This is a genomic window from Massilia aurea, from assembly GCF_024753205.1.
In the GTDB taxonomy this organism is placed as follows: Bacteria; Pseudomonadota; Gammaproteobacteria; order Burkholderiales; family Burkholderiaceae_D; genus Telluria; species Telluria aurea.
This window is the reverse complement of the sequence record NZ_JANUGZ010000005.1, coordinates 248,137-266,534: the sequence shown is the minus strand read 5'-3', so window position 1 is coordinate 266,534 and position 18,398 is coordinate 248,137. Positions and strand designations below refer to the sequence as shown.

Below are 18,398 nucleotides of genomic sequence, written 5' to 3'. Positions count from 1 at the left end.
ACACGTACAAAGCGTGACCATGTCGGCATATTGGTCTTCGTGCTCTACACCACTCTCGGTATGGCTACACGGTACAAAGCTGTAGCTACCGAGAGTCGTTCCTGCTACGCATTGACAACAGCGCCGGCAATGCGATTGCTGCGGATGATGGTAGCGATACCTACGGCTCCGATTTGCATTGCGTTGACTTCACCAACCTTACACGGCGTCTGTACGAATGACGTCATCAATCGTGGCGCCGGCATCGATATCTTCGTGCCGCAAGATCAACACAACAACTACGCCGTCCGTCCACGCGATGGTTCGATCAGCATCACCGACCTGATAGGGTACAACGAGCCGATGTCCAGCACAGCGTCATGTGTTTATCGATCAGCGATGGCATCTTTATCACGCAGGTCCCTGATTCACTAGCCAGTACGGCGCCGCGCTGCCCCTCCCTGTTTAGAAGCCCGTTGCTCCAACGACTTTCTCGCTCATCTGATCAAAATAACGCAATCGCTCGCCCGGGCTATGTGTTCCTAATTGTCACCATCTATTTGTCTGCCCGGATCTGCGCTTCGCTGCGCGCCGACAGGGCAATCTCTTACAAATCACTACGCTCTAACGCAAAGCTGTTGTTAATTCATTCTTTTCACCACAAAAACATCAAGCTGACAAAAAAGACATTGGATATCTTGTAAAAAAGTCTATAATTTTTCAATTTTTTTAAGATGCTTTTTGGATGGGATTTCGCGTTTGCTCCTTCATGCGCGCTTCTTTCAGCCAAACCGGAGAATAAATTGGTATTGAAGATGAATGGCCACATTGCTGGCTACAGAATGCGGCAGATGGGTGCCTCAATTGAAAACGATCTGGCTGAACAGGTTCCTGCAGTATTTCTGATGCGCGACCCCGCGCGGCAAGGTTGATCAATGCCGACTTGGTTAGCCTTACGTGCTGAGCGTCCAGCGTCCTACCGGAATACGATCGCGCTGGTCATCGCGTTTATTGTTTTAGGATTCATCTATTTCAACCTGCTGCACGGCGATGCCGTCTTTCTAGGCAGTCACTATAAGCCGCGCATCGACAGCTTCGTCATTATTACGCTTTCAGCGCTGTGCATGGTGTTCGCATCACTATTTGTTGGTGCGCCTCGTCTTCCTGAGCAACATCGGTATTCATTGAGCACGCTGCTGATATTGACCATGGTGTTTTGCGCTGTTGTCGGATTTTATTCGTTTACCAACCATGCCTGGTGTGCAGATGAGTATGCTTATTTGTTCGAAGCTGACACGTTCAAAGCACTTCGGCTCTGGAATGCGCCGCCGCCCCTCGGTGATGCGCAATCGACGTATTACATCTGGGTCAAGGACGGCAAGTGGGTTGCACAGTATCCCCCTGGCTGGCCTCTGATACTGGCTCTTTTCGGTGGATCGTTCCCAACCGGGCGCTTGGCCAACGGCGCCTGTACCATTATTGCAGCCTATGCTGTCTATGAACTTGTGAAAGCTCGCGCGAATCGCGAAGCTGCCTGGCTGGCCGTTTTGTTTTTTGTTGTATCCCCATTTGTTCTCTTTCACGGTGGATCGCTCTTTTCTCATACATCGGCCGCCGCCCTCGCTGCTGTGACGATGCTGGTTTCGCAAAAGGTCACGCAAGCGCCGCGCGCTGGTCTGCTGATAGCGCTTGGCGTATGTATTGGCATGCTGGGCCTGACACGCAATGTTGCAGCTTTGGCAGTCATCGTCGCTGTCGCGGTGGAGCAAGCCCGCGGTGGAAGACTGGTATCCAAAGCCATGCTGATTATCCTTGGCGGTGCGCCGTTCCTGATTGGGTTACTGGCCTATCAGTACGCTATCACCGGTCACCCCACGATGCCCGTGTACTGGTATGCAGGACGTACGGTAGACCACTTGTATTTCGACTTGCCTTCCATTCTGATCGGGTTGCGGCACACCGCAGTCCACCACGCGGAATTGGCACTATTTACGAGTCCCCTGATACATGTGATTTGGCTGGCAGCACTCTGGAAAATTATCAGGAACAAGCGGTTTACGGGATCTGACCTGATCTTTCCGATCGGTATTCTGATCTTCGTTTTCTACCCCCTCCATCCCGGGTTTCGCATCGGCCCTCGTTACTATCTCGATTTTTGGCCACTGGCAGTCGTCACAATCGGGGCAGCCATCCCGCTGTTTCATGACACTTGGAGCTGTCTCTATCGAAAAGCCTTGGTACTTTCGATCATCTACGCTGGAGTCATGTCCGTTTTCCTCGTATTTGCATTGCGGGATATAACGCAGAGCAAGTTCGAAATGTATGAGCGGGTGAAAGCCGATGGCTTAACCAACGCTGTCATTTGTGTCGATACACGCTCGGATCGGGAAGATGTCTACGCTAAACTGGAAGGCTACAACGCAGCCCGCAATGGCATTGCACTTGGTGATCCGAAGAAAGCGGCATTATTGGACGTCATCTACGTGTCCTGCGACAAAACAACATTATCCGAAGTGAGGGCTGCATATCCAGAGCGCACATTATGGGTATACAAGAGTGCATCATCCCGACAGCCGGGAATTCTGCAACCGATGCAACCCTGATTCATTTGCCTCTCGATGCTTGCATCGAGAGGCACCGCCACTGGCCCCACTTCGTCACTGCGCATCGAGAGCTTCAACTCGTTTTCGCAGGAAGGAGCATGGCATTCGCCCAACCACCCCGTACTCATCAATTATTTCTGGAACTAAGTCATGTTTATTCAAAGCGCCGCTACGGCCACTGCGGCTACCGCCATCGGCACGCGTTTCAAGGGACTGCGCATCGCCGTCATTCTGCCTTGCTATAACGAAGAGGCAGCCATTGGCACAGTTGTGGCCGATTTTCAAAAGGCGTTGCCGGAAGCACGCATTTACGTGTACGACAATAACTCGATGGACCGTACATCGGCCGTCGCAGCAGCTGCTGGTGCCATTGTGCGCAGCGAGACATTGCAAGGCAAAGGCAATGTGGTACGGCGCATGTTCGCGGATGTTGATGCCGACATTTATCTGATGTGTGATGGCGACATCACCTATGATGCGGCCAGCGCTCCAGCTCTGGTGGACAAGCTTGTCGATGAAAACCTGGACATGGTCGTCGGCTGCCGCGTCGATCAGTCAGTGGCTGCCTATCGCACTGGCCATCGTTTTGGCAATGCGTTGTTCACCGGTTTTGTTGCCAACCTGTTTGGCAAACGGTTCACCGATATCTTGTCTGGTTACAGGGTCTTCTCGCGTCGCTATGTAAAATCGTTTCCTGCACTGTCAAACGGTTTTGAAACCGAAACCGAGCTGACCGTACACGCGCTGCAACTGCGCATGCCAATTGGCGAAATGAGCACACCGTACGGTGCTCGCGTAGAAGGTTCCACCAGCAAGCTGTCCACTTACCGCGATGGCTACCGAATCATGATCATGATTCTCAAGTTGTTCAAGAACGAACGTCCACTCGCATTTTTCGGTTCGATTTTTGCCATTCTCGCCCTGATTTCAATCGGGCTGTCGATTCCTCTGCTCCTCACCTACCTCGAGACCGGGCTTGTGCCACGGCTGCCAACCGCAGTGCTGGCGGTTGGAACGATGCTGCTGGGTTTTCTCTCGATGACGTGCGGCCTGATCCTCGACACGGTGACCCATGGCCGCCGTGAGCTCAAGAGACTCGCCTACCTCACCGTTGCATCGACAATCGCCCTGGCCGAGGAACGCCGGTGAAGCAGTTTCAACGCTTCCTGCTGGTCGGGGCTCTTGGCTTCGTGGTTGATTTTTCGGTATTGTATTTAGCGGTCAATGCCGCAGGTCTCGATACACTGGCGGGACGCCTGCTCTCGTTCATCGTCGCTGCCACAGTGACCTGGAAGGCCAACCGTCATTTCACATTCGTCCGCACAGACGCAGCCGTGCCCGACGCCGCGGCTCGCCAGTGGCTGCGTTACCTGTTGACGACGGCCATCGGCGGCGCGATCAATATCGGTGTCTATCAGCTATGGCTCCGAATGACTGACCACAGCAATCTGAACTTGTTTCTTGCCGTCGTTGCAGGTTCAGCAGTGGCCTTATTCGTGAACTTCACGCTGTCCAAGTACGTGGTATTTGGTCGCTGAGCCGGGCAATTCCTAGAGGCTTCTCGCTGGGCTGCGAACAGACCACCACGTGAACTCGAGATGTGTACGATGTATCGTGGTCATATCCGCTTCAGGCGTACATAACCGCCTGAAGCAATGCAGATGCCTTGACACATCTCGAACGTGGCGGTTTGGTGCTCAAAATGCGGTGGTTGTCGCGCACTTAATAGCAGCCTAAAGCAACGCGATTTGGTTTCTGGAGAGATGCGCCAACGGCGGCGGTCCACTTCTTGGGGATTGCCCAGGCGAGCACATATCAGTGCCTAGTCAGATGTTTTTGATGCCAGAGTATTTGTGGCCCGCCCTGAGGGAATCGAACCCCCGACCCACAGCTTAGAAGTCAGATGCTCCAAAGCTTATTTGTGCCAATTAATCAAAAACTTGCAAGCCCTGGACTGCGCTATTGATTCACTGGTTGTGGGCGTATAAGTGCTTGATTAGATTGAAAGTGGTCGCGTTGAATAGCGCAGCAATTCAGTCCTTCAGGCGCGACTGCTCTTGAATAACTGGCTCGTCTTCGAGCATCGTGCGCAGCGAGTCGGCCAGGATGAGTGCCGTCGACGACGAGCCTTGGCGGAAGTAGTCGTGCGTCCGGAGCGCCAGCGCACGCAACCGCGCCACCTCCCACAGCAGCGCGCGCACGTCAGGCGAATCCGGGCTGCGATCCTGGATCGCTTTCAGATCGTCCTTCGTGAGCGCGGGCTTGAACCGCATGGCTGGATTACTGCTCATCCATACAGTGTATCAGCGGTGTCATGCAGCCTAACTAATTTTGGCTTGCCACGGTCGCCAGCAGCCCGCCCTGCCATACTGAGCGCATGGAAAAACGAACAGACCATCTCACCGCGACCTACGTCGATCTGGCAGTAAATGTCGCGGCCGTATTCGGACTCGAGGTTGGCCTGCGCGTGCTGCAAAACACGACGCCTTTGCACGTGGTACAACGTGTTCTAAGCGATGGCGGGCCGCGCCGACGCGGGGCTGCACCGATCAAACCTGACTAAGGATGATGATGGACAACGAGATCGATGGCGACATGGAAGAGCTGCCAGGGCAGCCTAGGGTGGACGTCCCGGAGTCCGACCTGATACTGCTGCAGCGAGCGGCGCACGCGATCGGCGCGGTGCGCTTTGAGGTGGTCGTCGGCGAGGGCTATGTCAACTTGCACTTCGCCGACGGCTCGGTCATACACAGCTGGAACCCGCTCATGTTTAACGGTGACGCGCTCGACCTAGCCGTGCGACTTCGACTTGAGATTTACATACATGAGCACGACACTTCGGCGATGACCTCCGATCGGAAATTGGCAAACGAGCCGCACGGCGGCGATGCGGGCGCCGCTACCCGCCGGGCCATCACCCGCGTCGCGGGCGAGATCGAGAGCTAGCACCCTTATTTCGGCCAGGCCTGGACTGTCTTCGCGTCGCGCGCGCCTCACTTCGAACTTGGAAATTAAATCAGCCTTCCCGAAGAGGAGCTGCTGCTGGCGTGGCTCGCTTGCTTCGCTCGTGCAGCACTCGACTGATCGGATTTTCGACAATGACATAGAAGATACATCCAGACGCCAATGCCAAACCTGTAAGCAAAAGTCCGGTCAGATCATTTTCCAGCGCAGCCACTCCGATGAACAAATGTTTCCAATGAGCGATTAATGCATGGATTAAATAAATACTATACGACGCGCTGCCGAGAAATAGTAGCGGTTTCGTTAAACTTCTATTTTCAAATTCTGCAAACAAAAATACGAGCACGATTATACCGGCAGGAAGACCCAAACTTAGAATACGGGGCAGTCCAAATTTCGAGAGGAACAGCGACACTACGGTAAGCAGTAGAGCAGTTCCAAGTGCAGTCCAAAAAGAAAATAATGCACGCCCATATTTACGCCATACGAAATAGCAAACGCAGCCGATCACGAAGTTAAACAGGAGCGTATCGCCCACGATGTACTGGAAGTTTGACCATTGGAGCCGGTCACCTTTTAATCCGAACAGATTGACCAACGTCACCAGCAGCACGATCGTTACGATAACGGTGTAAATCGCTCGGTTTTTAGATCGCGACGAGAACATCGCCACAGCAAACAGGACGTAAAAGAAAAGTTCATACGTGAGCGTCCAGGCCGGACCCACCAGCATTCGATATTCCGGTGAGCCTAAAAACGATGGCGATAAAAGTAGATTGCCAATGATCAAGAGTGGATCAACAGGTACTTTTGCTTGGCTGAGATATTGAATCAAAAAAGGAATCAATACCAGGAGGTATATTGGGTAAACCCTGTATACCCGCTTCTTTAAGAATTGAACACTATCACTGGCAAGAACACGATCCTTCAGCGAATAGCACATAATAAATCCGCTGATGACAAAGAAAATATCTACACCGAGGCCTCCGATGCGGCTAAATCTAAGGGTCGATGAAATCACCCCAACGCTCCAAAGATGCGTGACCACGACAAGCATCGCGGCGTAACCCCTAAGGATTTGTATACCTTCTAATTTGTTGGAAGACATCTGACTACCCACCCATACGTTAGCAAAAATAGAACCTTATTGCCGAAGTGTAAGGCACATCACGGTAGTCAGCGACAGGTTTCTGCGGGGGGTGTCGCTATTTCGGCCACGCCTGCACCGTCTTGGCGTGGCGCGCCGCGCATTCTGCATACTGGCCCAAGAGCTCGATCGCCCAGGCCTGCCACACGTCATAGTCGGGCGCGGCCGGGCGCTCGACTAGCGGGCACGGCGCGGCCAACGCGCTATCGAGGGATGCTTTTGTTGGCGGCTTCGATTGCGGCGTCGAGGTTGCGCACGCGGTCAGCATCAGGCACGCAACCAGCAGGCAGAGGTTTCGCATTGCGCAGCTCCTTGGTGAGCGCCGACATTCGCGGCGCCAGGGTGGATTGAATGGCGGCGAACTCGGTGGCCGCCGTGGAGATGCGCACGGCGTCGGCTTGCAGCGTGGTCAGCGCCAGCTCCGACTGGCTGCGCATGGTTTCCGCGTGCGCGCGCTGCAGCTCAGCGATCTCGGCGTCGTGCCGCCAGCCGTTCGTGAACCAGCCGGCGGCGCCCGCCAGCGCCATCGCTAGCAGCAGACCCAGGCCGGCAGCCAGTGCGCGGTACTGGACCGGGATCATGGCAGCCCCTTCAAGCACAGCTCGCGCTCGGCCTGGCGCCGGCGCGTGAGGCCGCGCACTTCCTTGCCGCCGACCTTGTTCCACATCAGCAGCGCGTTGCAGGCGCCGACCATGTCGCCCGCATTCGTGCGCCGCGCCATGCTCGAGCCACAGAAGCCGCTCACTCCGATGTTGTAGGCGATATCGACGAAGGCCACCTTCTGGCCATCGGTCAGGCGCGCGAGCGGGATGCACATGGCGATGCCGGCGGCGTGCCGCTCGAGGTCGCGGTCGAGCTGGGCGCGGCACTGCGCGGGCGTGTACGTCTTGCCCCAGGCTGCGTTCTCGGTGGCGCCGGTGCAGTACGTGAGCACGCCGCCCATGTCGCGGTAGGTGGAAAGCTCGGTGCCTTCGAAGACGGGCGTGAAGCTGAGCAGCGCCGTCGCGGCCACGGCGCCGACCAGCGCGACCAGGCCGCGCCGTTGGGTGGGTGCACGCTTATTCATCGCTGGTCAACGCCGGTTGTGCCACGACGCGCGCGATCGCGGCGCCGAGCGAGGTCAGGCCGGCGGCCACCACCAGGAGCGGCGCGGTGCCGCTGGCATACAGGTTCATGCCGGCCTCGATGGCCGAAGCGATGGCGGCCAGCAGTGCAAAGCGTACCGACCAGAGTTTCGGGAACTGCTTGCTTGCGTCGTCGATGAATTTCATGGTTTCTCCAGTGGTGGGCAATACGGCTTTACTTCGGACGCCTGCAGCTGCGCGAGGAATTGCGCCAGACGCACTTCCCGTTCGTGGCACTCGAGCTCGGCCAGCCGGTTCTCGCGCGAGTTGCGCTGGTGCGTGTACCAGGCGTTCAGCAAGAACGTCAGCAGCGCGGTGAGGATGCCGACGATGACACCTACCTGCGTCAGGGTCAGGGAGGTGGCAACCGTTACTGCGGCGCCGGCGTAGCTGCCGACTTCCGGCGGGGTGGTCTTGCTGATGCTCATTGGTGCCTTTCGATGGGCGTAAAAAAAGCCGCTCGAGGCGGCGTGGCTGAGTTGCGTGTATGTCAGATTTCTTCAACCTCGAGCGTGGTCGCGTACGCGTTCATGAACTGGTAGGCAAGGTCCGAGTCTTTCGTGCGCCGGCCGTACACCATGAAGTCGCGCTCGAGCTCGACGTCGGCATGCATCGGGAACACCGACAGCAGGATCGGATGCGCACGGCTGTTGCGCATCAGGTTCAGGAACGTAGCGCGATCTGCCGGCGGCATGGCGCGCAGGTCGACCGGAACCTTGCGGCTCATCGTGCCCGGGTCGGCCAGCTGGCCGCCGGCGGCGCTGCGCGTGATCTCGGTGCGGTCGACCATCGTCACTGACGCGGCCGAGGCGTTGTAGGTCAGCGACCAGAACGAGCTGGCCACCATGCAACCGGCTTCGATGTAGCCCTGCAGGTTGTCCGGATCCGTGATGTCAACCGCCACGGCGCGCGCGACGATCTCGATCGGCAGCCAGTGGCGCGCGTACGCACCACCGCCGTAGGCATATGCGCTTGCGGCCTGCGCCGGCGTGAAGCCACGCAGCCGAACCGCCGGCGCCGGGCACGCCAGCACCAGGCCGCTGTCATAGTCGTACGACTGCCAGCTGTCGATGTGACCTGCCGGGCGCGTCGCCGCAGCGCTCGTGCTCGGGTAGTACGACCCGGCTACGGGTCCGGCCACGCCCATCGCACCCCACAGCAGGATCCCGGCCGTGCCATTGCCAGCATAAGCAGCCCCGTTGGTCGAGCGATTGGTGTAGACCTGGACGAACGAGGTGGCCGCCGACGTGGCCGACGCCGTGATGCTGCAGCGGTACCAGCCGCCCGGGCGCGCATCCACCCGTGCGGTGCAGTTCGAGGTTGCGACCACGTCACCGGTGTCAAGGTCGAAGTCCGCAAACGAGTTGGTGAACCCGGTACCGAACTGCAGGCGCAGGTACCGCTCCCCGGTGTCGCGCTTGGCGAAGAATGATTCGGTGTGCAGCCCGTTGAGCGCCACCGCGCCGATCGACTGTTGGACGTAGTGGGTGCCGCTGGTGGTAGTAGCGATGATGCGATCGGCCGTGACCGCACCGTCGGGCGCCGTGCCCGCGTTGGCCGCCACCGTGACCGCGCTCTTCGTCCAGGCGGCGTTGTCGAATGCCTCCGTGTAGGTGTGGTTGTTCGTGATGGCCGCCTCGCCCGACACGCGCACGCGCAGCCGCGCCGTCGGCGACAGGTTGCAGAACGGTAGGCCGACGAAGCCGATCGGTTCAGCATCCGCGAATGCTGCAGTGACCCGGGCGTCGCGGCCGGTGGCGCGCCACACCGGGTAGACCTGCGCGGCAGCCAAGTTGCCAACGGCCAGCGCGCCGGCCGTGCTAGATGCGGCCAGGGTCGCGCGCTCGATGGCGTTGTCGGAAACGATTCTCAGATTGGGCATGCGGTCTCTACCAGGTGATTGCTTCGATTTCAGCCGCTGTGGTGGCTGCTTCCAGCTGGGCCTTCAGCAACTGCGCTTTCTTGAAGTGCGCCGTACCGCGATCTGCTATTGCGACATTGAACTCGACCCACGCTGCGACATCCGGTATCGGGACCCAACCGTTGTCAACGGTCTTCCAAGCTGCCGGCCAGTCAGGGTTCGTGGGCATCGCGTTGGTGAGCATGACGACATTGTTGATCCCCTGAATATCGACACGGTCGGATTCGCTATAAGCAATGCGCGCTCCACGGTATTCGAAGTAGCTGTTATTGGCGTCAAGCCACCACGTGTTTATCTGTTCGCGTCGGGCGGCCCGCAGGAATGCGATGCTCGCTGTCTCGACCCAGGACAAGCCGCCCCCTGCGCTCCAGTGCAGCACCGATGTTTCGGTCGGGCCGCGCCAGTCGATCGGACCGTCCAGCAAGATCGGCGCACCCTCGGCGTGCTGCACGACCGGCGGCCCGACTTCCGGCGCTTCGCAGGAAAGGCAGGCGCGCACGCGGCCATCCGGCATCACGTCGGCAAAATGGAAAGTGACTGTCATGGTGGCGTTCCGTGATTCGCATTGATTGAGGTGCCCAGGACAATCGTGCGCTGGTTACCGTCGGTAACTGCGCAGGTCACGGTATATGTCAGCGTGGCATTTGTACCCGACCCGCTAAACGATGCTGATTGCGACGTGGTTTCGCTGATTACCATGTTGCCCGCGCTACCTGTTTTAGTTTCGAGGGTCAGCGTCCATCGGTAAGTGTACGGCGCCTTCCCTCCTGACACATTCGCTTTCAGGAATCCATATCCTGCCGAACCATTCGGATAGCTGCCGCCCGCACTGCCGGTGAGCCATGCGGTGTAGGATTCGAGTGATGCTTGATCAATACGCAAACCTTCTTCCGGGCTATATCGCATATTGGCACCGCCCGCAGTCCCGACAAAGAATTTTGGTGCGCCGCCAGGTGCCCCGATAAAAATCCCCGATCCGGTGTTATACGCATTACTGCCTTGATGTAGCGCGCCATCTGGCCCGAGAAGGACGTCGCCTAATATTGCCGACACTGCCGATACGCGGTCGACATTTATCAAGTCGGCCGTTAGGGATTTAGTCTTGATGTGCCGCGCCTCGAGCACGCCGTCGCCGACCAGTGAGCCATCGGCCACCCGTGTGACGCTGAACGAGCCGACCTCTGCCGTGCCGACCGTATGGCTGCTGCGCACGCGAATCATGCCCCGGCCAGTTGCGGCGCCGAGCGGGACTGTGTAGGTCGTTGAGAACGTCGAGAACCCCTTGGGCGACAAGTTGTTCAGCTGCACCGCAAGGTTATCCGCCCAGCGCTGCCCCGTGTCATTGTCAAAAAATGGATACCAGCGATCGCCAGCAATGAGCAGGTAAGCTGACAGTCGACCGTTGAAGTCGTTGCTCAGGTAGGCCTGGCCCTCGATCCGGTAGGTGGCCCCGGGCGTCAAATCAAAATAGATAGTGTCTCGGGTAAGCTCCGGGCCGCTCGTCGGCAGCAGCATCGACGCGCCACCCTTCCAGCCAGTCGTGCTGCCGTTCTCTGCCCACTGGATTACTGCTGCATCAGGGCGGCCCCACCACGTAAGGTCCTTGAAGCGCGGGTCGGGAACAACGTTATCAGGGGAGCCGACGACCAGGTTGCGCGCCGTTACCGCGCTGCCCGCAATCTTCTCGGCCGTTACAGATTCCGCGCCCAAGTGTGTCGCCAAAACCGATTTTTCGACCAACAGACTTCCCGGAAAGAAGGCCCCTGGGTAGAACCACTTCGAGCCGTCCCATTCTTTCGGCCAGCTGGAAACGCCATTGCTGATGATCACAATGTCGCCGACCACGTTCCCGCCTGGGGTGGCTGCGTCGGCGATGCCATCACTCCAAGCGTTCCCCGTCGCGCGGTAAAACCCGGCGCCGCGCGATCCGGACCCGCCAGCAGCACCATCGCGCAGTGTCGTCACAAGGAACCCCTGTGAGAAGGTTTCGCCACCTGCGGCGATACTTGCCGTCACCATCGCAATCGACCCTTGCATGTCGGCGTACCGTACCGTGGCGCTTTTCCCGGTCACTTGAGTAAGGGTCGCACCCTCTGCAGCGAATGTAACGTCGCCTTCCAACCCAGTCAAACTTGCAGTGATCGTCATGGCTGGTACATCCAGGTCACCAGCGGAGTTCATATGGAATGCCAGCGGAAAGGCATCGAGCCGCACGTGGGCATTCTTCGGGTTGACGATCCGCACCGAGGCGGCCTGCAGGATCGCATCGCGGTCGTTCAGTGCTGTGCTCATACGAGGAATCCAACGGTAACCCGGCCGGTTTCCCAGTCAGGTGCGAGTGAAATAACGATGCCGCTCACGCCTGCGTCCATGCCGAAGCGCGGTGCGTAGACCGTGACGGCCTGGCCCAGCTCGAGCGAGAGCAGTTCCGGCACGCCCTCGAACTCGTACGTGGTGCGCGGCACCTTCCACAGATCGAGCCGGCGCTGGGCTTCAGCGTCGGCGTCGGCGCGCGTGAGCAGCATGGTGTCGATCTGCACCGGCTCTGCGTTCAAGCGGTAGGTGGCCAGCGTGGTCGCGTCGGTTTTGGTGGTGGTCAGCCACTCTTCCGCGAAGAGCCCCTTGTGCACCTCCGGCAGGTTGGCCAGCGTGCCGGCGTCCTGCACGGTCCATGCGCGCGCGAAGCCGAGCTTGACGGCGCCGACGACGTCAGTGCGTGCCGCCGGCTGCAGCGTGCCATCGACCATGTGCTCCGGTCGGATGACCACCGGCGTGCCGGCGCCTGGCAGCGCGACCTTGATCAGCCGCGCCAGGCCGAGGCGCGACATCACCAGCTGGGCGCCGACGCTGCCGAGAAGCATCTGGCAGGCAGCAAGCACGTTCTGGCGCGCGGTCGAGTACACGCCCAGCGACTGCTGGTGCGCGGCGTCGAACGCGGCGATGTTGGCCAGGTCAAGATCGGCATCAGCGAATCGGTCGGATTCCTTGCCGTAGCCGGTGACCAGGCGCTTGACCAGTTGCGCCGCGGTGTCGACGTAGCCGCCGGCCGCAGCGCCACGCACGGACGCGGTGACCACGCCCGCCGGCGCCGACTGCAACTGGAACGTGCCAGCCGCGAGGCCAGGGGTGAACGCCACCGGCGCACCGTTGTCGCGAACCTCGATGATCGAGTCGATCGCGCCGGCGTGCACCTGGTACTTCAGGATCGCCGCATTGATCAGGAGCGGCGTCACGTTGAACGCCTGGCCCAGCGCGATCGGCAGCAATGCATCCCGCTGCTCGCTCGTGCCGCCCAACTTGGCCTCGCTGACCGGTGTGTTCAGCCGCTGCATCTTGTCGCGCAGCTTAAGCGCCAGCGCCTGGCGGCCGCGCGGCGCGATGTCGGCCACGATGCCGTTGAAGATCATCCGGAAGTCCGCGCGCCCCCAGCGCACATCGCCGATGTACGCCTTGATCGCCCGATTGTTCCAGATGTACCCAGGCCCGGCCCAGGCATCGCGCGCGCCGCCGACGTTCTCGAGTTCGAGTTCGCCTGCCGATAGCCCGCCCTCGCCGTCCAGCAGCAGCCGCTCAGTGAACAGCCTACCGACAATGGCGATGGGCAGGTACGTGGTGTTCGCCGGCGCGTCGCCGGGCCCGGTGGTGAATGGTTTCGTCGCCAGGTACACGACGGACTCCACACCACCGATCTGCACAGCCGCCTCGATGAGCACGACACGATAGGCGGCCGAGCTTTTCAGCCAGGCCAGGACTTGAGCATCAGTCATGCGAGTGCAACCCTTTGTTCGCTGTTGGTGACGGACTTGAACCCCGTCGTGGTGGCGCCTGCGACATGCTCAGCGCTCTCACGCGCCGCCCGTGCATTTGCCTCGATCACGTGCCCGGTCTGCACGGCCTGTTCCGCGCGCAGGCTGGCCAGCTCCTGGCGCACCGACTTGAGTTCAGCCACCAGGGCGACGGTGTTGTCTGCCCCGTACGAGGCATACATCACCGGGGTCGGCATGTTGATCGGCGGCGCGGCCATGGCGCCCGGTGTCAGCGGGGCCGTCGTACCCATGAGCTGGCGCACCTGCAGGATCGCATCGCGCACCGACAGCACCGACTTGTCGAGCGTGATCAGGCCGTTCACCGACAGCTTCAGCGCGTCCAGCTGCGCCTTGCCGACGTCGACCTGCGCGCCTGCCCAGCGCTCCGCCTCTGCCGTGAATGCTTGCGCATACGCGAAGTCAGCCTGGTACTGGCCACTGCTGGCGAACACCGCGCGCGACGCCGTGAGGAACGAGTTGAACGCGGCCGAATAGTTCGACTGCGCCGACTCATCACCACTGCGCGCCGCCGCCAGGACCGTCTCGTACTGCGCTTTTGCCTCCGCGTATTTCTCTTGCGGCGACAGCGGCGACAGGCCGCCCAGCAGCGCATTCTGGCGCAGGTTTTTCAGGCTTGCGGCGAACGAGCCCATGCGGTCGATCGTTGAACTGATGGCATCGTTCTCGGCGTTATATGCATCGGTCAGTTCCGAGCGCGCATCGGCCAGGGTCTTCGTCGCATCCTCGATCTCCGGATACAGCTTGGCGTACGCTTCCTGCAGGTCCATCAGCGCAACGTACTGCTCGCGCTGGGCCACGTTCGTGAGGTCGAGGCCCAAGACGTATTGCTTGAACGAATCGCGCGAGCGCAGCGCCGACAGGCCCATCGATGCCAGCTGGTCGGTGACGTACTTCTGCACCGGTGCCAAGCGCTCGGACTCGGACAGGAAGTTCTCGGCAAAGCTGGCCGTCTGGCTGGCCAGCTCGTCGATGCCGCCCGCCAGCGTCAGCAGGTCCTCGCGCGCGCCGAGACTGGCCACGCCGGTGGCGCCGAACGTTTTACCCACGCTGGCCAGGACAGCATCCAGGCTCGCGTAGTTCACAGCGACCCGCGCCAGTGTTTCCAACGCACCCTCGCCCACCTTCTGGAACTGAGTGATGCCGGCCACACTGAACGATGCCAGGTCGTCGCCCACCTTCGAGAAGATGGCCGATAGTTCTTCCTGGATCTGGTCGCCGGTTTTGCCTTTCAGGCTGACCTTGCCGATATCGACCACGAAGCTGTTCAGCTGGTTCGCGAACGCATCGCCACCGATGCCAAGCAGGCTGCCGGCTTCGAACACGGTGTCGTAAAGCGAAGTCAGGATCGTGCTGATCTGACGGTTGCCCTCGGCGCCGATGCCCTCCAGCTGCGTGCTTTTCTTGTCGCTCCGGAACCAGCCGCCGTCCTTCTTGATGTCGGCATACTGCGATGCGCTGACGCCACCGTTGATGATGCTGCCGAAGCTCGCGCTCCCCATCGTGAAGCCGGTGTCTTCCACCGTCTGCTTGCCGCCGAAGATTTTGCTCAGGCCCTTGCCGATGAACGTCTTGCCGATGACAGTACCGAGCACCGCGCCAATGGCCATGCCGACCGGACCACCCAGCATTGCGCCGATGTAGCTGGTGCCCATGCCGACATACGCACCGCCGGCCGCGCCAGCGATGCCACCAAGAGCAGCGCCGCCAATGCCGATCGCCTTCGAATCGAACACGTTCTTGCCCATGTCGGCGCCGAACTTGCCCGTCACGCCAGTGGTGCGCACCAGCAGCGACGCGAACTGGTCAATGCCGGCTTCGATATTGCGCAGCGATGCCAGCATGCCAGTGCTGATGTTCAGCTCCTTCGACGTCGCGCTCTCGATCAGGTCCAGCGAATTGGCGATCGAGGCCGACTTCTCGTCGGAGCCGAGAACCGAACCGGTGCCCTGCGCCTTCTGCCGCTGCTCGGACAAAGCGATGCTGCCCCCACCGATCCCGCCAACCATCTTTGCGCCGATGGCCACCACCGCCGCCAGCGTCGCGGCGCCGGCCGCCAGATTCAATGGGAACGGCAGCGATGCGATGGCCTTGACCACGGCAGTCACGCCCCAGGCGCTGGCCTCGGTTGCGGCCAAGCCGGTCGATGCAGCACTTGCCGCAGCCTCGCCGGTCAGCTTCGTCGCGTTCAGCGCCGTGTTTGCGACCACTTCACCCTGCTTGAAGAAGATTTTCTTCGTCATCGCCTGCAGCGCCAGCGCCAGCTCGGCCGCGCGGTAGGCCTTCTCGGCACCCGACAGTACGGTGTAGCCCTTGCTGCCTTCAGCGAAGAAGCCCTTGGCCGCTGCGGCCATGTCGCCGTAGCCACTCAAGCGCGACTTCAATTCTTTCGAATTGATGGCTGCGGTAGCATTGGCCAGACCCTTGGAATCGGTCGCGTACTTGATGGCAGCGTTCTTGCGCGCATCGTCAACCTCTGCCTGGCGAATGCGGTAAGCATCCAGCGCCGTGACCAGTTGCGTCATCGAATCGCCGGCCGCGCCAAACGCACCCTTGAGCGCCTCGCCGAAAGTCTGCGCCTTCGTCGGGTCGAGCAGCTTGTCGAGTTCCTCGCCGGCCTTCTTGGCTGCGTCAATACCTTCCATCTTCGCGATCGAGCCGGCGTTGCGTTTCTTCGCGTCGATCAGGTTCTCGAGGCTTTCGATTTCGTCCAGGGTCAGCCCCAGCGTCGAACGTTGCGCCAGCTGCTCCTGCAGGCGCGCCAGCTCCAGCGCCTCGATCGCCGATTTGGTCAGGCCGTAAGTACTGGCCAACTCTTCGTTGCGCTTAGCCTCGTCCTCTGCGTCCTGTGCGCGCTTTGCGTAGACAGCGCTCGTCGCTTCCAACCCCTTCGAATAGCTGTCTTGGAAGTCGCTCAGCTGCTTCGCGGCATTGAGTGAATACGGTTGAAGCTTATTGTATTTCTCGATGGTAGCGGTGTACTCGGCGAGCGACATCTTGCCGGCTTTATAGCCAGCGGCAATACTTTTCACATTCTCTTCGTAGTCCTTATCGAACTCCGGGACCTTGCCGTTGATGCGGTCGATCAGCGCCTCGTATTCTTTGACCGCCTTCGCGGCTTCTTGGGCGGCCTTCTTCGCCGCCGCCTCGTCAACCTCTCGCGGCAGGGATGGCTTCGGCTTGTCGCCTTCTGCCGCATTTGGCGTGACGACCGGCACAATCCGGCTGGCCAGGCGTGCACGGTAGGCTTTTTCGAACTGTTCGGAAGGCGCGCTGTTGACTTCTTCGACGCTTTTCCATCCGTCGGCCACAGTTTGCTTCAAGTTGCCGAAAGCTTCCTTGATGCTCTTGAACCCGTCTCCGCCGTTAAGGGCCTCATATCCAGCCGTCAGCGAGTCGAACTTCCCGACAGCATCCACCAACATAAAACCAGAGCGCACTGCCTTGAACGCGTCCCAGGCCACATTGGAATACCGCGCGAAGTTCGCGACGGCATCTGATGCCTTCGCAAAGCCAAGCCCGAGATCGTCAGCCCAGGACGACCACTCACCTTTTTTAATCGAAGTCTGCTGCTTGTAGACGTCTGAGAAGGCGCCGGCCAAGTCTCTCAGCGCTGGCGCCAACGCAACGGCAGCTGACGTGGCGAGGCCTTTCACCTCGATTTTCAGGAAACCTATTTGATCCTGGAAAGCGGCGGCTGCGGCTGCGGCCTCGCCCGAGGTGCCCGCGACCCCGCCATAGTTTTCTGCCAGGTCGTTCAAGAATGGGAGGAGATCGGCCCCGGACTTGCCGACCAGGTTGTTCATCAGGGCCGTTTTGCCTGCGTCGTCGCGGTAGTTCTGGAGGCTTTTGGAGGCCTCAACCAGGACAACGGACGGATCGCGCAAATTACCTGCCGCGTCTCGCGAAGAGACGCCCAGCGTCTTGAGTGCTTTCTGGACTTTGTTGCTGTCGTCGTCCAGGCCCGCCATGCCGCGCGAAAGCTTTACGATCGCAGCGTCGACGCCGCCCATATCTTCGCCAAACACTACGGCAAGCTTCTGGATCTTGGAAAGGCTTTCGACCGATGAGCCGGTTTTTTGGGCCATGCCATCGAGATCCGCCAGGTCGTTCAGAGCATCACCGACCATCACGGCGCCGGCGGCGGCGGCCGCCGCAACGGCTGCAGCAACAGCCAGAAAAGCGACCTTGGCGCCCTCTGCCAAATCGGCCAGACTGCCGAACGACGATTCGCCAGCCTCTTCTTGCTCGCGCAGCTTCTGGATCATTTCAGCTGCGGCGTCGCTGACGCCCAGCTGCTCGGCGCGCAGTGCGGCCAGCTGGGATGCGGACTTGCCGATGCCCTCGGTGCGCAAACGCAGGCTATCGAGGAACCGGGTCGAATCGTCGAGCTTGCGCTGGGCATCGGCCGCGAGCGCGCTCTTCTTCGTCATCTCGTCCAGCTGGTCCAGGTATGGACGCAGGGCGTTGACGTTCAGGCCGCGCGAGTTCGCCAGCGCCTCGTAATACTGCGCCGATCCTTTGGCGCCGGCATTCATCGTGGCCAGCGTGCGCTGGATCGAGTCGGCCATGTTCTTGGTGGCGCGGTCCATGCGGCCAGCTGCCACTCCGGCGCCGTCGCCGGCCGTCTCCATGCCTGGCGTGTTGGCGACGCCCTCCAGAGCAGCCGTCGTCTTCTTCGCGCTGGACTCGAGGTTGTCGAGGTTCCGGCCCGTCTTGGCCGTTGCATCATCGACCTTGCGCAGCCCTGCCTCGACACCGCTCGCGTCGGCGGTGATCATGATTGTCGCGTTGTTGACGATATCGCTCATGTCCCGCCCATAAAAAGTGCCACCT

The 18,398-nt window shown here is 60.1% G+C and carries 16 protein-coding genes; 5 read left to right on the top strand and 11 right to left on the bottom strand.

The features are described 5' to 3' along the window. Positions 1-914 precede the first annotated feature (914 nt). The 3 genes from NX775_RS20545 to NX775_RS20535 all read left to right on the top strand — a co-directional run bounded on the left by NX775_RS20545 (position 915) and on the right by NX775_RS20535 (position 4,120). Complete coding sequence (locus NX775_RS20545; protein WP_258837654.1) at positions 915-2,582, top strand: glycosyltransferase family 39 protein; 1,668 nt, start codon at positions 915-917, stop codon at positions 2,580-2,582. A 150-nt stretch (positions 2,583-2,732) separates the two neighbouring features. Further along, positions 2,733-3,731, top strand: coding sequence for a glycosyltransferase family 2 protein (locus tag NX775_RS20540; RefSeq protein ID WP_258837653.1), 999 nt, complete (start codon positions 2,733-2,735; stop codon positions 3,729-3,731). Beyond that, positions 3,728-4,120 (top strand): GtrA family protein, encoded by a 393-nt coding sequence (locus NX775_RS20535; RefSeq protein WP_258837652.1) that lies wholly within the window; start codon positions 3,728-3,730, stop codon positions 4,118-4,120. The genes NX775_RS20540 and NX775_RS20535 overlap by 4 nt, the downstream gene beginning before the upstream one ends. Before the next feature lie 495 nt (positions 4,121-4,615). On the opposite strand, the gene NX775_RS20530 is transcribed toward NX775_RS20535, so the two are convergent. Beyond that, positions 4,616-4,873 (bottom strand): hypothetical protein, encoded by a 258-nt coding sequence (locus tag NX775_RS20530; protein WP_258837651.1) that lies wholly within the window; start codon positions 4,871-4,873, stop codon positions 4,616-4,618. Positions 4,874-4,959: 86 nt separating this feature from the next. On the opposite strand from NX775_RS20530, the gene NX775_RS20525 reads away from it, so the two are divergent. Continuing rightward, positions 4,960-5,145, top strand: a complete 186-nt coding sequence (locus tag NX775_RS20525) for a hypothetical protein (protein WP_258837650.1) — start codon at positions 4,960-4,962, stop codon at positions 5,143-5,145. Between the two features lie 2 nt (positions 5,146-5,147). Beyond that, complete coding sequence (locus NX775_RS20520; protein WP_258837649.1) at positions 5,148-5,528, top strand: hypothetical protein; 381 nt, start codon at positions 5,148-5,150, stop codon at positions 5,526-5,528. Positions 5,529-5,598: 70 nt separating this feature from the next. On the opposite strand, the gene NX775_RS20515 is transcribed toward NX775_RS20520, so the two are convergent. The 10 genes from NX775_RS20515 to NX775_RS20470 form a co-directional block, all read right to left on the bottom strand. Further along, the gene (locus NX775_RS20515) at positions 5,599-6,654 is read right to left on the bottom strand and encodes an acyltransferase family protein (protein ID WP_258837648.1); all 1,056 of its coding nucleotides are present in this window, start codon (positions 6,652-6,654) and stop codon (positions 5,599-5,601) included. A gap of 242 nt (positions 6,655-6,896) precedes the next feature. Then, the gene (locus NX775_RS20510; protein WP_258837647.1) at positions 6,897-7,274 is read right to left on the bottom strand and encodes a hypothetical protein; all 378 of its coding nucleotides are present in this window, start codon (positions 7,272-7,274) and stop codon (positions 6,897-6,899) included. Further along, positions 7,271-7,759 (bottom strand): lysozyme, encoded by a 489-nt coding sequence (locus NX775_RS20505; RefSeq protein ID WP_258837646.1) that lies wholly within the window; start codon positions 7,757-7,759, stop codon positions 7,271-7,273. Before NX775_RS20505 ends, NX775_RS20510 begins: the two co-directional genes overlap by 4 nt. Next, entirely contained in the window at positions 7,752-7,964 is a 213-nt protein-coding gene (locus NX775_RS20500) for a DUF7940 domain-containing protein (protein WP_258837645.1), read from the bottom strand. The genes NX775_RS20505 and NX775_RS20500 overlap by 8 nt, the downstream gene beginning before the upstream one ends. Then, complete coding sequence (locus NX775_RS20495; RefSeq protein ID WP_258837644.1) at positions 7,961-8,245, bottom strand: phage holin family protein; 285 nt, start codon at positions 8,243-8,245, stop codon at positions 7,961-7,963. Before NX775_RS20495 ends, NX775_RS20500 begins: the two co-directional genes overlap by 4 nt. 62 nt (positions 8,246-8,307) lie before the next feature. Further along, on the bottom strand, positions 8,308-9,699 hold the full coding sequence (locus NX775_RS20490; RefSeq protein WP_258837643.1) for a phage head spike fiber domain-containing protein: 1,392 nt from the start codon (positions 9,697-9,699) through the stop codon (positions 8,308-8,310). Positions 9,700-9,706: 7 nt separating this feature from the next. After that, positions 9,707-10,282 (bottom strand): DUF4376 domain-containing protein, encoded by a 576-nt coding sequence (locus tag NX775_RS20485; RefSeq protein ID WP_258837642.1) that lies wholly within the window; start codon positions 10,280-10,282, stop codon positions 9,707-9,709. Beyond that, a complete protein-coding gene (locus NX775_RS20480) occupies positions 10,279-12,030 on the bottom strand; it encodes a ShlB/FhaC/HecB family protein (RefSeq protein WP_258837641.1) in 1,752 nt (583 codons plus the stop codon). Before NX775_RS20480 ends, NX775_RS20485 begins: the two co-directional genes overlap by 4 nt. Continuing rightward, positions 12,027-13,505, bottom strand: a complete 1,479-nt coding sequence (locus NX775_RS20475; RefSeq protein ID WP_258837640.1) for a hypothetical protein — start codon at positions 13,503-13,505, stop codon at positions 12,027-12,029. The genes NX775_RS20480 and NX775_RS20475 overlap by 4 nt, the downstream gene beginning before the upstream one ends. After that, the gene (locus NX775_RS20470; protein WP_258837639.1) at positions 13,502-18,373 is read right to left on the bottom strand and encodes a hypothetical protein; all 4,872 of its coding nucleotides are present in this window, start codon (positions 18,371-18,373) and stop codon (positions 13,502-13,504) included. The genes NX775_RS20475 and NX775_RS20470 overlap by 4 nt, the downstream gene beginning before the upstream one ends. Positions 18,374-18,398 lie beyond the last annotated feature (25 nt).

Excerpts from the sequence above, each read along its gene's own strand:
- NX775_RS20485 (WP_258837642.1), bottom strand. The coding sequence starts at position 10,282 with ATGACAGTCACTTTCCATTTTGCCGACGTGATGCCGGATGGCCGCGTG.
- NX775_RS20470 (WP_258837639.1), bottom strand. The coding sequence starts at position 18,373 with ATGAGCGATATCGTCAACAACGCGACAATCATGATCACCGCCGACGCG.
- NX775_RS20495 (WP_258837644.1), bottom strand. The coding sequence starts at position 8,245 with ATGAGCATCAGCAAGACCACCCCGCCGGAAGTCGGCAGCTACGCCGGC.
- NX775_RS20510 (WP_258837647.1), bottom strand. The coding sequence starts at position 7,274 with ATGATCCCGGTCCAGTACCGCGCACTGGCTGCCGGCCTGGGTCTGCTG.
- NX775_RS20475 (WP_258837640.1), bottom strand. The coding sequence starts at position 13,505 with ATGACTGATGCTCAAGTCCTGGCCTGGCTGAAAAGCTCGGCCGCCTAT.
- NX775_RS20545 (WP_258837654.1), top strand. The coding sequence starts at position 915 with ATGCCGACTTGGTTAGCCTTACGTGCTGAGCGTCCAGCGTCCTACCGG.
- NX775_RS20490 (WP_258837643.1), bottom strand. The coding sequence starts at position 9,699 with ATGCCCAATCTGAGAATCGTTTCCGACAACGCCATCGAGCGCGCGACC.
- NX775_RS20540 (WP_258837653.1), top strand. The coding sequence starts at position 2,733 with ATGTTTATTCAAAGCGCCGCTACGGCCACTGCGGCTACCGCCATCGGC.
- NX775_RS20525 (WP_258837650.1), top strand. The coding sequence starts at position 4,960 with ATGGAAAAACGAACAGACCATCTCACCGCGACCTACGTCGATCTGGCA.
- NX775_RS20520 (WP_258837649.1), top strand. The coding sequence starts at position 5,148 with ATGATGATGGACAACGAGATCGATGGCGACATGGAAGAGCTGCCAGGG.
- NX775_RS20530 (WP_258837651.1), bottom strand. The coding sequence starts at position 4,873 with ATGAGCAGTAATCCAGCCATGCGGTTCAAGCCCGCGCTCACGAAGGAC.
- NX775_RS20480 (WP_258837641.1), bottom strand. The coding sequence starts at position 12,030 with ATGAGCACAGCACTGAACGACCGCGATGCGATCCTGCAGGCCGCCTCG.
- NX775_RS20505 (WP_258837646.1), bottom strand. The coding sequence starts at position 7,759 with ATGAATAAGCGTGCACCCACCCAACGGCGCGGCCTGGTCGCGCTGGTC.
- NX775_RS20515 (WP_258837648.1), bottom strand. The coding sequence starts at position 6,654 with ATGTCTTCCAACAAATTAGAAGGTATACAAATCCTTAGGGGTTACGCC.
- NX775_RS20500 (WP_258837645.1), bottom strand. The coding sequence starts at position 7,964 with ATGAAATTCATCGACGACGCAAGCAAGCAGTTCCCGAAACTCTGGTCG.